Source organism: Streptomyces sp. RKND-216, assembly GCF_004795255.1.
GTDB lineage: Bacteria > Actinomycetota > Actinomycetes > Streptomycetales > Streptomycetaceae > Streptomyces > Streptomyces hazeniae.
In genome coordinates this window covers 5,386,656-5,401,651 of the sequence record NZ_SSBQ01000002.1, presented here as the reverse complement: position 1 = coordinate 5,401,651, position 14,996 = coordinate 5,386,656, and the positions used below count along the sequence as shown (strand labels likewise).

The following is a 14,996-nucleotide window of genomic DNA, read 5'->3' as shown; positions in this document are numbered from 1 at the left end:
CGAAAGGCACGATGTGACCGACATCGAACACGTCGGAGTGGTGGGCTGCGGCCAGATGGGCGCCGGCATCGCCGAGGTGTGCGCGCGCGCCGGACTGGACGTCAAGGTCGCCGAGACCACCGGCGAGGCCCTGGAGCTGGGCCGTACCCGCCTGGTGAACTCGCTGGACAAGGCCGCCGCCCGCGGCAAGATGTCCGCCGAGGAGCGGGACGCGACACTGAACCGGCTGACCTTCACCACCGACCTCGGCGAGTTCGCCGACCGCGACCTGGTCGTCGAGGCGGTCGTGGAGAACGAGCAGGTGAAGACGGAGATCTTCCAGGTGCTCGACCAGGTCGTCACGCGCCCGGACGCCATCCTGGCATCGAACACCTCCTCGATTCCGCTGGTGAAGCTGGCCGTGGCGACCTCCCGCCCGGACCAGGTCATCGGCATCCACTTCTTCAACCCGGCGCCGGTGCAGAAGCTGGTCGAGCTGATCCCCGCGCTGACCACCGGCGAGGAGACCGTCAAGCGCGCCGAGGCGGCGGTGACGTCGCTGCTGGGCAAGCACGCCATCCGCGCACAGGACCGCTCCGGTTTCGTGGTGAACGCGCTGCTCATCCCGTACCTGCTGTCCGCGATCCGGATGTTCGAGTCGGGCATCGCCTCGCGCGAGGACATCGACAACGGCATGGAGATGGGCTGCGCCCACCCGATGGGCCCGCTGAAGCTGGCGGACCTGATCGGCCTGGACACGGTCGCCTCGGTCGCGGACTCGATGTACGCGGAGTTCAAGGAGCCGCTGTACGCCGCGCCGCCGCTGCTGCAGCGGATGGTGGACGCCGGACGACTGGGCCGCAAGGCGGGCGCGGGCTTCTACGCGTACGGCTGACGCCGGCCGGGCTCCCACCGGCCCGTGGACCGCGGGCGGCCCCGCCCGCGGTTCACCCGGGTGGTGGCGCCCTCGGGGTGGGCTTACCGTCGTCCTAGTGGCAACCAGCGGCAACGGCCACGGGACGCACCATGACGAACCCTCAGCCCGCCCCCGCCCTCTCCCCCTCCACCCGACGGAAGGGCGGCAGCGGCACAGCACTGCTGGTCATCGCCTCGTGTCAGCTGATGGTGGTGCTCGACATCACCATCGTGAACATCGCGCTGCCCCACATCCAGACATCGCTGGGCTTCTCCACCGAAGGGCTGTCGTGGGTGATCAACGCCTACACGCTCACCTTCGGCGGACTGCTGCTGCTCGGCGGCAGGTCCGGGGACGTCCTCGGACGCCGGCGGATGTTCGTCACGGGCGTGGTGCTGTTCGTCGTCGCGTCGCTGCTGTGCGGGCTGGCGCAGAGCCCGTGGGAGCTGCTCGCGGCCCGTTCGGTGCAGGGCATGGGCGGGGCGATCGCGTCCCCGACGGCGCTGGCGCTGATCGCGACGACCTTCACCGAGGGCCCGGAACGCAACCGGGCGTTCGGCGTGTTCGCGGCGGTGTCGGCGGGGGGCGGCGCGATCGGGCTGCTCGCGGGCGGAGTGCTGGTCGAATTGCTCGACTGGCGCTGGATCTTCTTCGTGAACGTGCCGATCGGTCTGCTCATCGCCTTCGCCACGCCTCGCGTCATCCGTGAGTCCGAGCGCCGGCCGGGCCGTTTCGACGTCACCGGCGCGCTGACCTCCACGCTCGGCATGGTGTCACTGGTGTACGGCTTCATCCGGGCGTCCGAGGACGGCTGGCGCGACCCGGTCACCCTTGCCGCGTTCGCGGCGGCCGTGGTGCTGCTGTCAATTTTCCTGCTGGTGGAACGGCGCTCCCGGCAGCCGATCACACCGCTGCGGATGTTCCGGGACCGCAACCGCGCCGGGACGTACGCCATGATGCTCTGTCTGGCCGCGGCGATCTTCGGGATGTTCTTCTTCCTGACGCTGTACGTACAGAACGTGCTGGGCTTCGGGCCGCTGGCCGCCGGGCTGGCGTTCCTGCCGGTGAGCGCGGTCATCGCGGTCGGCGCGGCCCTGGCGTCGCAGCTGCTGCCCAGAACGGGGCCGAAGCCGTTCATGGTGGTCGGCGGACTGTTCGCCGCGGCCGGGCTGTCGTGGCTGACGCTGACCGACATCGACAGCACCTACGCGGGCAGTGTGCTGGGGCCGATGCTGCTGTTCGGCTTCGGGATGGGCATGGAGTTCGTGTCGCTGACGCTGATGGCGGTTTCCGGGGTCGCGGAACACGAGTCGGGAGCGGCGACCGGACTGCTCAACGCGAGCCAGCAGGTCGGTGGGTCGCTCGGGCTGTCCATCCTGGTGACGGCCTTCGGCACGGCGGGCCGCAACGAGACGGAGTCGGTGCTGCCGCGGTTCCTCGCACAGGCCACGCCGCAGGAGAAGGCGCAGTTGCGGCGCACCGGGGAACTGCCCGGGGTGTGGGGCGACCGGGTGCTGACCTCCGGCGTCAGCGCGGCGTTCGTCGTGGCGGCGGTGATGGCCGGGCTGGCCGCGGTGATCGCGCTGTTCGTGATCCAGGTGCGCGCCTCCGACCTGGAACGGCTCCAGGGCGCCCGGGACACGAGAGGCCCGTGACCGCGCCCCGGCCCGGCGCGGGCGACGTGCCGACGGCGTGCCGGGCCGGGTGCCGGCGGACGGGTCGCGGGCTCACTGGAGCTGACGGCGGACCAGTTCACGGAACAGGCCACCCGCGTCCGCGAGCAGTTCGTCGGGACGGCCCTGCTGGACCACCCGTCCTTGCGACATGACCACGATCCGGTCGGCGTCCATCACGGTCGACAGCCGGTGTGCGATGACCACGCGGGTGGCGTGCAGCTCCCGCGTGCTGTCGGTGACGATGCGCTGCGTCTCGTTGTCGAGGGCGCTGGTGGCCTCGTCGAAGAACAGGATGCGGGCGCGGCGGATCAGCGCCTGAGCGATCATCAGGCGCTGCCGCTGGCCGCCGGAGACGCTGCCGCCGCCGTCGGAGAGCATCGTGTGCATGCCCATCGGCATGGCCTTGATGTCCTCGGCGAGCCCGGCCATCCGGGCCGCCTGCCATGCCTCCTCCAGCGTGTAGGTCTCGGTGCCGCAGATGCACTCCAGGATCGAGCCCGTGAACGGCTGGGAGTTCTGCAGCACCACTCCGCACTGCCGCCGGACGGCCGCCTGGTCCAGCGCGGCGAGGTCCTGGCCGTCGTAGCGCACCTCGCCGGAGGTGGGCTTGTCGAAGCCGATGAGCAGCCGCAGCAGGGTGGACTTGCCGCAGCCGCTGGCTCCGACGATGGCGACGAACTCGCCCGGCTCGACGCGGAAGGAGACGTCGTCGAGCACCAGCGGCTCGCCCTCGCCGTACCGGAAGGACAGGCCGCTCGCCTCGATGGCGCCGGTGAGGACGCCCGGCTGGGTGCTGCCGCTGGCCACCTCGGGCCGTTCGTCGAGAATGGGGCGCAGCTGCTCATACATGGGCAGGGCGGCGACGGCGGTGATCAGCGCGCCGGTCAGCTGGGTGGCGGAGGTCAGCAGCATGGTCACGGCTGCGGTGAAGGTGAGGAAGGCGCTGGGGCTGAGGCTGCCGCGGGCCGGACCGGCGAGCAGCATGAACAGGATGAGCATGCTCAATGGCAGGTGCACCGCGCCGAGCACGGCACTCAGGTTGCGGATGCGGCCGACGCGGCGCTGTAGTTCGCGGCTGCGGGCGAACTCGCCCGCCCAGGCGCCGTACGCGAAGCTCTCGGCCGCGGCGACGCGGAGTTTCGGCAGTCCGCGCAGGGTCTGGAACGCCTGGTTGTTGAGCTTGTTGTTCAGGGCGACCAGCCGCCGCTGCCAGCGCACCTGCAGCAGGCCGGCGACGAGAAAGATCGAGGCGACCACGACCAGCATGCCGAGGGCGACCAGGGCGAGGGGGACGCTGAACCAGAGCAGGAGCGCCAGGTTGACGGCGGCCATGGTGACCGACTGCACGGCTACGGAGCTGATGCCGGAGATGACCTTGCGGATGGCGCTGACGCCCATGGCCGCGCTGGCCAGTTCGCCGGTGGAGCGGTGCTGGAAGAAGCGGGTGGGCAGGCGTAGCAGACGGTCCCACACGGCGGGTTGGAGCGTGGCCTCCAGGCGCCCTTCGAGGCGGAGGATGGAGGTGTTCTGGAGCAGCAGGAAGGCGGCCGACACGGTGACGACTGCCACCAGGGCGGCCGAGGTCTGCACGATGAGGCTGGTCTCCGCGTTGGGCACGAAGACGCCGAGGACCTGCCCGGTGGCGATGGGCACCAGGGCGCCCAGGCCGACCGCGGCGAGCGAGCTGAGGATCAGGTTGCGCACATCCAGCCGGGTGCCGCGAACGGCGAAGAGCAGCAGCCGCTTCTTGGACATCGGCCGGTCCGGGAGCGGGCGGTAGAACATCACGCCGCGCCGCTCGAAGCGGGCCTGGTTGCGCTTGGTGACAGGTGTCCGTTCGCCGGTCCCCGGGTCGACCGCCTCGTACCGGCGGCGCCGCCAGAGCAGGGCGACGGGGGTGTCGTTGCCGCGGCGGCCGACGAGCGGCCCGGCGTTCTCCCGCCACCAGTCGCCGTCCAGCCGCACCACTCGGGTGCGGACACGGGCGGCGGTGGCGATGCGTTCCACCGGGCTGAGCCGGTCGTTGCCCGGCCCGTCCGGGACGGTGGTCGGGAGGGAGATGCCGGTGGCGCGTGCCACCAGGCGGCAGGCGGCCAGTGTGGCGTCGTCGCCCGCCCGGCCGGTGCGGGAGGGTTCCCCCCGTGGGCGTCCCATCGAGTCCAGCAGGGCCTGGTCGGCCTGTTCCCGTACGGCCTCGCCGGCCTCGATGCCGGCGGCGGTGCGGTCCTCGTGGGCGCGTTCGAGGCGTTCGATCCAGCGGTCCAGGGCGCGCAGCAGCCGGGCCTGCTGGTTGACCATGTGCTGCCAAGTCGCGGGGTCGATCAACAGGTCGTGGGAGCCGTCGTCGTAGGCCGCGGCGTGCTGGACGCAGCCGGCGGCGACGGGCATCCACAGGATCTCGTCGTCCACGGCGTCCTGCGGCCCGGGGACGCTCCCGGCGGGCTGTTGCACGGGCTGCCCGTCGAGCGGCGCCTCGAAGAGGATGCGCAGGCCACGCCCGACGCCGCGGGCGAAGGCGTCCTCCAGCGGCCCGGTCCCGCCGTACTGGTTCCACTGGCCGGTGTTCCACTGCGTCCACTGCCCGGTGCCGTCGTCGCCGTACCCCGCAGCGGCGGGCCACTGGCCGGTGTCGTTCCACTGGGCGGTGTCGTTCCACTGGCCGTCGGAGGGGTACGGGAGTTCGCGCAGCGGGATGCGGCGGAGCGCGCAGTCGGCGAGGGGACGGCCGACGAGGGTGTGCCGGGGGCCTTCGACGGGGCCGAGGAGGAGGGTGCCGGGCTCCAGCCGGCCGAGGAAGTGCCAGTGGCCGTGCTCGCCGACGTCGACGGCGAACACGTCCATGGCCCCCTGGACGACGAGCCACAGGACGTGCGGCCCCTCGAGGGAGAGGCTGCGGACGCCACTGGCGTCGACCGGCTGCCCGAGGGATCCGAGGTGGCCGACGACCACGTCGTCACCGGGCCCGGGGGTGCCGGGCCCGCCGGTGGCCGCAGGCTGCTGTGCGTGGGTCACCTCAGTGCTCCTTGACCAGCTCGGCGTAGGTGCCTCCGGCGGCGACCAGCTCGTGGTGGCGGCCGCGTTCGACGACGGAGCCGCGGTCGAGGACGACGATCTCGTCGCTGTCGCGGACCGTGCTGAGCCGGTGGGCGATGACGATGCAGGCGCAGCCGCGGCGCCGCAGGTTGTCGATGATGACGGCCTCGGTCTCGGCGTCCAGGGCGCTGGTGACCTCGTCGAGGACGAGGATGCTGGGACGGCGGACCAGTGCGCGGGCGATCTCGAGGCGCTGCCGCTGGCCACCGGAGAAGTTGCGGCCGTCCTGCTCGACCCGGCTGCGGATGCCGCCGGGGCGCCGGGAGACGACGTCCAGGATCGCGGCGTCCTCGAGGGCGGCGTGCACGGCGTCGTCGGGGAGGGAGGGGTCCCACAGGGCGATGTTGTCGCGGACGGTGCCCTCGAAGAGGAAGACGTCCTGGTCCACGAAGGAGACCGAGGCGGCGAGTTCGCTGCGGGAGATGTCCTCCAGCCGGCGGCCGTCGATGCGGATGATGCCGTCCCAGGGGCTGTAGAGGCCCGATATCAGGCGCGAGACGGTGGACTTGCCGCTGCCCGAACCGCCGACGAGGGCGACCTGCCGACCGGGGCCGACGTTCAGCGAGAAGCCCTTGAGCAGGGGTTCGTCCAACGGGCTGTAGCCGAAGGTGATGTTCTCCAGGCTGACGTGTCCCTTCAGCCGGCGGGTGCTCGCCTCGGGTTCGCGGCGGGTGTAGAGACGGTCGGCGGGGAAGGTCTCGACGTCCTTGAGCCGGGCGACGTCGGCGGCGAAGTCCTGGATGCGGCCGACGATGCCGTTGAGCCGGGTGATGGGAGCGGTGAAGCTGGTGACCAGGGCCTGGAAGGCGACGAGCAGGCCGACGGTGATGGCGCCCTCGACCGCACGCAGGCCTCCGATGAGGAGGATCATGGCGCTGTTGAGGGCGGCCAGGCTGGGGGCGACGATGGCCAGCACGGCGGTGGGGACGCCGAGTTTCTGCTGCTCGTCCAGAGTGGTGGCGTGCTGTCCCGCCCAGCGGCGGAAGTAGCCGTTCTCCCCGCCGGTGGCCTTCATCGTCTCGATGAGCTGGAGGCCGCTGTAGGAGGTGTTGGTGAGCTTCGCGGAGTCGGCCCGCAGCTTCTGGGTGCGGGTGGCGCGCAGCCGGATGACGATCCGCATGGCGACGACGTTGAGCAGCGCGATCGACACGCCGACCACGGTCAGCTGCGGGTCGTAGGTCCACAGCAGCACCGCGTAGAGCACGACGACCACGGTGTCCACGCCGGCGGCGGCGAGGTCGCGCGCCAGTGTCTCGGCGACGGAGTCGTTGGAGCGCAGCCGCTGGACGAGGTCGGCGGGGTTGCGCTGCGCGAAGAAGGTGACGGGCAGCCGCAGCAGGTGGCGGAAGAAGCGGGCGCTGCTGAGGGTGGAGGAGATGATGCGCCCGCGCAGCAGGTTGGCCTGTTGCAGCCCGGTCAGCACGGCGGTGAGCACCACCGCGGCACCCATCGCGCCGAACAGCACGCTCAGGAGCGAGGTCTGGCCGCCGAGTAGGAACATGTCGATGTAGGTACGGCTGAGCGCGGGAATCGTCGCACCGACCACGACCAGCAGGAAGCTGGCCACGAGCGCGGCGAGCATGGTGCCGCTGGTGCCGCGCAGACGCGCGGGCAGGGCGCGGGCCACCCCAGGTTTCCTGCCGCCGCGGCGGAACCCGTCGGAGGGCTCGAAGGTGAGCACGACACCGGTGAAGCTGGTGTCGAACTGCTCCATGGAGACGAACCGCCTGCCCTTGGCGGGGTCGTTGATGTGGACGCCGGTCCTGCCGAAGCGGCGCCCCACGCCGTCGAACACGACGTAGTGGTTGAACTCCCAGAACAGGATGGCCGGCGCACGGACCTCGGCGAGTCCCGCCGGTTCCATCTGCATGCCCTTGGCGGTGAGGCCGTAGGAACGGGCCGCCTTGAGGAGGTTGCTGGCGCGGGATCCGTCCCGGGAGACGCCGCACGCGATGCGCAGTTCCTCCAGGGGCACGTGCCGCCCGTAGTGGGCGAGAACCATGGCGAGCGATGCGGCCCCGCACTCCACGGCCTCCATCTGGAGGACGGACGGCGTACGGACGCTCCGCTGCCGCCCGGCCTTCGGCGGCGGGCCGGGTCGCGCGCGGGTGGGGCGTCGCCGCCGGCCGCCGGGGGCCGGGGCAGGGCGGCGGCTGGCGCCCGCGGAGCGGCTTCGGCGACGGCCGGGCTCGGAGTCCGGCCGTATGCCGCCGGGGGCTTCGGAGGAGGTCACGGGAGGAGCCATTCGGCAGGGTGCTGGGAGTCGAGGCGGATGGCGCCGCTGACCGTCGTGGAGGATTCGAGCCCGAAGGGAGGGCCGCCGTCGACGGACCAGCGCAGACCGGACTCCGTGCCGGGAGCCTTCTCCAGGCGGACGCGCACCGCGACCGGCGGGCCGTCGCGGGTGAACTGCTCGGCGAGGCGGGCGTCGCCGACGAAGGAGGCGATCTGCTCCGCTCCGCGGGGACTGCGGCCGACGGATTCCACGGTGCCGCGCAGCACTCCGTACTGCTGGGTGGACACCGACTGGACGGTGAGGTCGACGGGGTCGCCCTCGGACACGCCCTCCGAATCGGCGCCGGGTATGTAGAGGGTGGCGACCAGGGGGTCGTCGGGGCCGCGGACGCGTTCGAGAAGTGCGACGTCCGCTCCGGCGGTGACGACGGAGCCGATCCCGGCGGCGACGGTGGTGACGCGTCCCGGGGCGACGGTGCGGATGGCGGTGACGCCGGCCTCCGTACGGACCCGGACCAACGGCTCGTCGGCGCCGAGGAGTTCGCCCTCCTTGGCCAGCACCTCGGTGACCTGGCCTGCAACGGGGCTCTGCAGCAGGTAGGTGCCCCCGCCGTGGGTGAGGACCCCGGGTGCGTGGAGCTTGGAGGAGACGGTGCCGGTGACCGACCAGACCGCTGCCGCGACCATCACCACGACCGTGACGAGAAGGACGATGCGGCCCTGCGGCCTGGCGAATCGCACCGGCACGTCGAGTTCTTCGGGCGACTGCAGCTTGGAAAGCGCCTTCTGCCGGAATTGCACGTCACTTTTCCTTCGCTGCGCTTGCCTTCACCGGTGACCTGGCGGAATCGGTGGACGAACTTAACACACAGGCCCCGGAACGTGAGTTCCGGGGCCTGTGCTTCTCGCTTCCGGTGAGCGGAACTCACCGTTCGCCGCGAGTGCGGGTGCGGGTGCGGGTGCGGGTGCGGGTGCGGGTGCACGGACCGTACGGCCCGTGCGCCAGGGGACCGTCAGAGGTTGAGGCCGGTCTCCGGGCCGACGTTCAAGCCGCCCAGGTCGGTGGCCACGCCGCCGAGGTCCGCGCCCAGCACGTTCTCGACGGTGGTGCCGACCTGGCCCACGGCGCCGTCGAGCAGACCACCGGAGATGTTGTCCAGCTCGGCGTCGGCGAACTCGGCGGTCTCGATGTGGTCGTTCCGCATGGGAAGTGCTTCCCTTCATTGCTTCGTTCATCGGGGGAATCACCCGGTTCGAGATACCGGTCCGAATGAGGGGCAGGCGCGAAGAAGGTTTCCCGCGAGGGAAATTGCTCTCCCCCGTCGCCCGCCGGACGATCAGAACACGTGAGCGGAACGTCATGCCACTCGATGAGCCCCGGGTCGTCACATCTTCACACCCGGCATGGACCCGGTGACGAGCCCTCACGACCTCGTCCCATCCGCGGGGCTCGCGGCTCCGAATACCTGTCCCACGCGCCCGGCGGGCGCCGACAGCGTGCCGGGCACGCGGAAGGGGCGCCCCAGGTACCTGGGGCGCCCCTTCGTGCGCGATGCTCGCGGCCTCTCCGTCAGGCGTCGACGCCGACGGGCCGGTCGCGGACGGGCATCGTCAGACCAGGCCGCCGGTGAGGCCGGAGACGGTGCCGGTCACGCCGTCCAGGCCGGGGACCGGGAGGGCGTCCAGGCCGAGGCCGTCGACGCCGGCGGAGACGCCGCCGCCCAGCTCGGTGCCCGCAACGCCGACAACGCCCTCGGCGGCGACGCCGACACCACCGGAAACCTGGTCCAGCTCGGCGTCGGCGATCTCAGCGGTCTCGATCTTGTCGTTCAGCATGGGAAGCGCCTTCCATACATCGTTCTCGTGAGGGGAAACAACATGCCGGCACCTGGCGGATGCCGACGCCCGCAGGGCGACCGCACAGATCCTTGGGGGGTGTCTGTCCGGCCGGTGACCCGCCGGAGGTTGGATCAGATCACGGTCGGCCGAGCACTGACCACCCAGGACGGGACAGGTCGTCAGATCTTCACGTCATCCGCCTGGGGGAATCCCATTCGGTGCACGGAGTTCACGAAACGCCAACCGGGGGTGGTTCCGGTTGTCCGGAACCACCCCCGGTTTTCAGGGATGTGGCGGAGTGTCGCCGATTCCTCTTACGCCCCGCGCAGGGTCGCCCCGGTGCGCTCCACCGCGGCGGCGACGGCGGCATCCCGGGCCGCAGACGCCTCGTCGGCCTTCAGCGTGCGGTCCTCGGCACGGAACCGCAGTGCGTACGCGAGGGACTTGCGGCCCTCGCCGAGCTGCTCGCCGGTGAACACGTCGAACAGCCGCAGCGACTCCAGCAACGGTCCCGCGCCCTCGCGCAGCGCCGCCTCCACCTCCGCGGCGGCGACGTCCGCGCCGACCACGAGGGCGACGTCCTGAGCAGCCACCGGGTAGGCCGACACGCTCGGCGCCCGCACCGGGCCGGTGGCGTCCTCCTCCAGCGCGTCCAGATCGACTTCCATCGCGCTGGTCCGCTCCGGAAGGCCGAAGGCCTTCACGACCCGCGGGTGCAGCTCGCCGGCATAGCCGACGGTCCGCTCCCCCACCGAAAGCCGGGCGCAGCGCCCCGGGTGCCAGGGGCCGTACCGCCCCTGCTCCACCACCAGGTCCGCCCCGGCCTCGCGGGCGACCGTACGGGCCGCCTCCACGGCGTCGGCCCAGCCGGACGGCCGGCCCTCCCCCCACCAGCCGGCCTGCTCGCGCGGGCCGGACAGCACCGCGGCGACGTGCCGCGGCTGCCGGGGCAGGGCCGCGTCCAGCGCCGCGATCTCCTCGTCGGACGGGCGGTCCGCCACACTGGGGCGCGGAGCGTCGCGCTCCTCGCCCGTCGGGTGGAACACCAGACCGGTCTCGAAGAGGGCGAGTCCGCCCTGAGCGCCCTGGCTGCCGCGCCCGTGGTTGCGGCGCAGCGCGGTCAGCAGGCCCGGCAGCAGCGCGGTGCGCAGCGCCGGTTCCTCGTCGGAGAGCGGGTTGACCAGCTTCACCGTGCGGCGGCAGGGGTCCTCCGGGTCGAGCTGGAGTCCGTCCAGCGCTGAGGAGCCGATGAAGGGGTAGTTCAGCGCCTCGGTGTACCCGGCGCCCGCGAGGGCACGCCCGACCCGCCGGTGCAGCCGCTGGCGTTCGGTCAGCCCGCGGCCGGCCGGGGGGCGGGGCAGGGTGGAGGGCAGGTTGGCGTAACCCTCCAGCCGGATGACCTCCTCCGCGAGGTCGTTGGGGTCGGTGAGGTCGGGCCGCCAGGACGGCACGGTCACGGTCAGCTCGTCCTGCCCGGACACGTCGCAGCCGACCTGCTGGAGCCGCCGTACGACGGTCTCCCGCCCGTAGGCGACGCCGGCCACGCGGTCCGGGTGGTCGGCGGCGATCCGGACGGTGCGCGGACCGCCGGGGGCGACGAACCGGGTGACGCCGGCCTCGGCGGAGCCGCCGGCGAGCAGCACCAGCAGGTCGACGGTGCGCTGCGCCGCGGCGGCGGCGGCCTCCGGGTCGACGCCGCGTTCGAAGCGACGGGAGGCCTCGGAGGAGAGGCGGTGCCGGCGCGCGGTGCGGGCGATCGAAACCGGGTCGAAGTGGGCCGCCTCGATGACGACTTCGGTGCTGCCCTGCTCGCCGCCGGCCGCGTCGGCGATCTCGGTGTCCGCCCCGCCCATCACGCCGGCCAGCCCGATGGGGCCGCGCGAATCGGTGATGACCAGGTCCTCGGGGTGGAGCGTGCGCTCCACGTCGTCGAGGGTGGTCAGCTTCTCGCCCGGCTCCGCGCGGCGCACCCCGATCGGCCCGTCGACGCGGGCGCGGTCGTAGGCGTGCAGCGGCTGACCGAGTTCGAGCATCACGTAGTTGGTGACGTCCACGGCCAGCGAGATGGGGCGCATCCCCGCCTTCTGGAGGCGGCGCTGCAGCCAGATCGGCGAACGGGCGTCCGTGCGCAGCCCGGTGACCGCGCGGGCGGTGAACCGGTCGCAGCCGTGCGGGTCGGCGACCTCGACCTTCGGGCCGTGGTCGTTGGCGGCGGGCACGTCGAGCAGCGCCGGATCGCGCAGCGGCAGGCCGTAGGCGGTGGCGGTCTCCCGGGCGAGCCCGCGCAGCGAGAGGCAGTAGCCGCGGTCGGGGGTGACCGCGATGTCCAGCACCTCGTCGACCAGTTCCAGCAGCTCGATGGCGTCGGTGCCCGCCTCGTACTCGGGCGGGAGGACGATGATGCCGTCGTGGTCGTCGCCCATGCCCAGCTCGCGGGCCGAGCAGATCATGCCCTCCGAGACCTTGCCGTAGGTCTTGCGGGCGGAGATGGCGAAACCGCCGGGCAGTTCGGCGCCGGGCAGCACCACGACCACCTTGTCGCCCACGGCGAAGTTGGTCGCGCCGCAGATGAGGTTCTGCGGCTCCCCGGTGCGGTTGGCGTCGCCCACGTCCACCTGGCACCAGCGGATGGGCTTCTTGAACTCGGTCAGCTCCTCGATCGCCAGCACCTGCCCGACGACGAGCGGGCCCTTGAGCCCGGCACCGAGTAGGTCGACGGTCTCGACCTCCAGCCCGGCCTCGATCAGCTTCGCCGCGACGTCGCGGCCGGTCTCACCGGCCGGCAGATCGACGTACTCCCGCAGCCAGGAAAGCGGCGCCCGCATCAGATCTCCATCCCGAACGGCCGGGTGAAGCGCACGTCACCCTCGACCATGTCTCGCATGTCCTCGACGTTGTGGCGGAACATCAGCATCCGCTCGATGCCGAACCCGAAGGCGAAGCCGCTGTAGCGCTCCGCGTCGACACCGCAGGCGGTCAGGACGCGGGGGTTGACCATGCCGCAGCCGCCGAGCTCGATCCAGCCCTCGGAGGAGCATGTCCGGCACGGACGGTCCACGTTGCCGACGGACTCGCCGTGGCACACGTAGCAGACCATGTCCATCTCGGCGGACGGTTCGGTGAAGGGGAAGTAGTTGGGCCGCAGCCGCGTCTTCATGTCCTCGCCGAACAGCGACTGCACCATGTGGTCCAGCGTGCCCTTGAGGTCGGCCATGGTCAGACCCTCGTCGACGGCGAGGAGCTCGACCTGGGTGAACACCGGGGTGTGCGTGGCGTCCAGCTCGTCGGTGCGGAACACCCTGCCGGGGCAAACCACGTACACCGGCAACTCGCGGTCGAGCAGGGAGCGGATCTGCACCGGGGAGGTGTGCGTGCGCAGCACGACCCCGGACTCGTCGCCGCTCGCCTCGCCCTTGCGGCCCTGTACGAAGAAGGTGTCCTGCATGGTGCGGGCCGGGTGGTCCGGCGGGATGTTGAGCGCGTCGAAGTTGAGCCACTCGGCCTCGACCTCGGGCCCTTCGGCCACCTCGTAGCCCATGGCGACGAAGACGTCCTCGATGCGCTCGGACAGCGTGGTGAGCGGGTGCCGGGCGCCGGCCGGGTGCCGGTCGTGCGGCAGCGTCACGTCCACCGCCTCCTCGGCGAGGACGCGCTCGTCGCGCTCGGCCTCCAGCTCCTCCTGGCGCTTCTTCAGCGCCTGGCCGACCGCGCCGCGGGCCTGGCCGACGCGCTTGCCCGCCTCGGCCTTGGCGTGCGGCGGCAGGGCGCCGATCTCACGGTTGGCCAGGGCGAGCGGCGAGCGGTCGCCCGCGTGGGCGGCCTTCACCTCGCGCAGCGCGTCCAGGTCCGTGGCCGCGGCGACGGCTTCGAGCGCCTCGTTCCGTGCCCGGTCGATCTCTTCCGGTTTCAGTGCCTCGACCTCGACAGGGTCGTACGACTTGTTGGGTGCCGACATCTCTTCCCGTGCTTCCGATTGGCGTGGCTGCGCATGCGTGCCGCTGACCGAGTCTACGGCCCTGGCCTGTCGGTCTTCGCCGGTCGGCGGGCGCGGGCGGGGCTGCGGCAGGTGCGCGGGGGCTGTGCGGAGAGCCCGTGGTGCCGGTCAGGCCATGAAGGCCGGGGCGCCCACGGGCAGGGTAAATCGGAACTGCGCGCCGCCGCCCTCGGCACGGGAGACGGTGATGCCGCCGCTGTGGGCCTCGACGATGCCCTTGACGATGTACAGGCCCAGCCCGGTGCCGCCTCGCTTGCTGCCCCGCCAGAAGCGGGTGAAGACGCGGCTCATGGACTCCTCCGGAATGCCGGGGCCCTCGTCACTGACGGTGACCGTGGTGCCGGTGCACTCCCGCGGGTGCGGGGACGGCGAGGGCGCCACTTCTATCGTGACGGTTCCCTCGCCGTGTCGCACGGCGTTTTCCAGCAGGTTGCCCAGCACCTGGTCGATCTTGTCCGGGTCCGCCCACAGCTCGGGCAGCGGCTCGACGATGCGGGTCACGAAACGGTCGGGGGGCTGCCCGGCCGCCGTGTGGGCCTCGACGTGGCGGCGCACCGCGGCGACCATGTCGACGGGCTGCCGGCGTACCTCGAGGCGGCCGGAGTCGATGCGGGAGATGTCCAGCAACTCGGTGATGAGCCGGGTGACCCGGTTGGCGTCGGCGTCCACCGTCTCCAGCATCAGCCGCTTCTGGTCGTCGGTGAAGCGTTCCCACTTGGCCAGCAGGGTGGCGGTGAAGCCCTTGACGGAGGTCAGCGGCGAACGCAGTTCGTGGGCGACCGTGGCGATGAGTTCGGCGTGGCTGCGCTCGGTGCGGCGGCGGGCCTCGGTGCCGCGCAACGAGACCACCAGGCGGTCCACAGGGCCGGTGGGACGCTCGCGGACGTACCGGGCGGAGACCAGCACCTCGCGTCCGTGCAGTAAGAGATGGCGTTCGGGCTGACCGGTGCGGGTGGCGAGGCCCCCGTACGGGTCGGTCAGCGGCCACCACCGGCGGCCCTTGAGGTCCTCCAGCGGGAGCGCACTTTCCAGCGGCTTGCCGAGCACGTCGGCGGCGTCGGTGTGGCAGATCCGGGCGGCGGCAGCGTTGAAGCAGACGACGTGGCCGGTGGCGTCGGCGATCACCAGGCCGTCGGGCAGCTCGTCCGGGTGCACGCCAGGGCTGCGGGGGCTGCCGGGGCGCGGGCGGGCGTGCGGGCGGGCGTGCGGGCGAGACTCCTCGCTCCCCTCGGCTGCCATCCCCGCACCCTTCCGTCCGGCTCCC

At 72.1% G+C, this 14,996-nt stretch carries 10 protein-coding genes; 2 read left to right on the top strand and 8 right to left on the bottom strand.

The features are described from left to right. Positions 1–13: 13 nt before the first annotated feature. Positions 14–874, top strand: coding sequence for a 3-hydroxybutyryl-CoA dehydrogenase (locus E4198_RS23785; protein WP_136184957.1), 861 nt, complete (start codon positions 14–16; stop codon positions 872–874). Positions 875–1,005: 131 nt separating this feature from the next. Continuing rightward, positions 1,006–2,550 (top strand): MFS transporter, encoded by a 1,545-nt coding sequence (locus E4198_RS23780; protein WP_136184956.1) that lies wholly within the window; start codon positions 1,006–1,008, stop codon positions 2,548–2,550. A gap of 72 nt (positions 2,551–2,622) precedes the next feature. Here E4198_RS23780 and E4198_RS23775 read toward each other — a convergent pair whose 3' ends face one another. The 8 genes from E4198_RS23775 to E4198_RS23740 all read right to left on the bottom strand — a co-directional run bounded on the left by E4198_RS23775 (position 2,623) and on the right by E4198_RS23740 (position 14,971). After that, positions 2,623–5,520, bottom strand: coding sequence for an NHLP bacteriocin export ABC transporter permease/ATPase subunit (locus tag E4198_RS23775; protein ID WP_247597980.1), 2,898 nt, complete (start codon positions 5,518–5,520; stop codon positions 2,623–2,625). 64 nt (positions 5,521–5,584) lie between these two features. Beyond that, positions 5,585–7,702 (bottom strand): NHLP family bacteriocin export ABC transporter peptidase/permease/ATPase subunit, encoded by a 2,118-nt coding sequence (locus E4198_RS23770; RefSeq protein ID WP_247597819.1) that lies wholly within the window; start codon positions 7,700–7,702, stop codon positions 5,585–5,587. 191 nt (positions 7,703–7,893) lie between these two features. Further along, positions 7,894–8,700 (bottom strand): HlyD family efflux transporter periplasmic adaptor subunit, encoded by an 807-nt coding sequence (locus E4198_RS23765; protein WP_136184954.1) that lies wholly within the window; start codon positions 8,698–8,700, stop codon positions 7,894–7,896. A gap of 212 nt (positions 8,701–8,912) precedes the next feature. Next, the gene (locus tag E4198_RS23760; protein ID WP_136184953.1) at positions 8,913–9,104 is read right to left on the bottom strand and encodes a type A2 lantipeptide; all 192 of its coding nucleotides are present in this window, start codon (positions 9,102–9,104) and stop codon (positions 8,913–8,915) included. 406 nt (positions 9,105–9,510) lie between these two features. Further along, entirely contained in the window at positions 9,511–9,735 is a 225-nt protein-coding gene (locus tag E4198_RS23755; RefSeq protein WP_037789200.1) for a hypothetical protein, read from the bottom strand. Between the two features lie 317 nt (positions 9,736–10,052). After that, positions 10,053–12,563 (bottom strand): phenylalanine--tRNA ligase subunit beta, encoded by a 2,511-nt coding sequence (gene pheT / locus E4198_RS23750; RefSeq protein WP_136184952.1) that lies wholly within the window; start codon positions 12,561–12,563, stop codon positions 10,053–10,055. Further along, positions 12,563–13,693, bottom strand: a complete 1,131-nt coding sequence (gene pheS, locus E4198_RS23745; protein WP_136184951.1) for a phenylalanine--tRNA ligase subunit alpha — start codon at positions 13,691–13,693, stop codon at positions 12,563–12,565. Before pheS ends, pheT begins: the two co-directional genes overlap by 1 nt. Before the next feature lie 147 nt (positions 13,694–13,840). Continuing rightward, on the bottom strand, positions 13,841–14,971 hold the full coding sequence (locus E4198_RS23740) for an ATP-binding protein (RefSeq protein ID WP_136184950.1): 1,131 nt from the start codon (positions 14,969–14,971) through the stop codon (positions 13,841–13,843). Between the last annotated feature and the right edge of the window lie 25 nt (positions 14,972–14,996).

Coding starts and splice junctions, on each gene's coding strand:
- E4198_RS23780 (WP_136184956.1), top strand. CDS start 1,006: ATGACGAACCCTCAGCCCGCCCCCGCCCTCTCCCCCTCCACCCGACGG.
- E4198_RS23770 (WP_247597819.1), bottom strand. CDS start 7,702: ATGGAGGCCGTGGAGTGCGGGGCCGCATCGCTCGCCATGGTTCTCGCC.
- E4198_RS23760 (WP_136184953.1), bottom strand. CDS start 9,104: ATGCGGAACGACCACATCGAGACCGCCGAGTTCGCCGACGCCGAGCTG.
- E4198_RS23755 (WP_037789200.1), bottom strand. CDS start 9,735: ATGCTGAACGACAAGATCGAGACCGCTGAGATCGCCGACGCCGAGCTG.
- pheT (WP_136184952.1), bottom strand. CDS start 12,563: ATGCGGGCGCCGCTTTCCTGGCTGCGGGAGTACGTCGATCTGCCGGCC.
- pheS (WP_136184951.1), bottom strand. CDS start 13,693: ATGTCGGCACCCAACAAGTCGTACGACCCTGTCGAGGTCGAGGCACTG.
- E4198_RS23740 (WP_136184950.1), bottom strand. CDS start 14,971: ATGGCAGCCGAGGGGAGCGAGGAGTCTCGCCCGCACGCCCGCCCGCAC.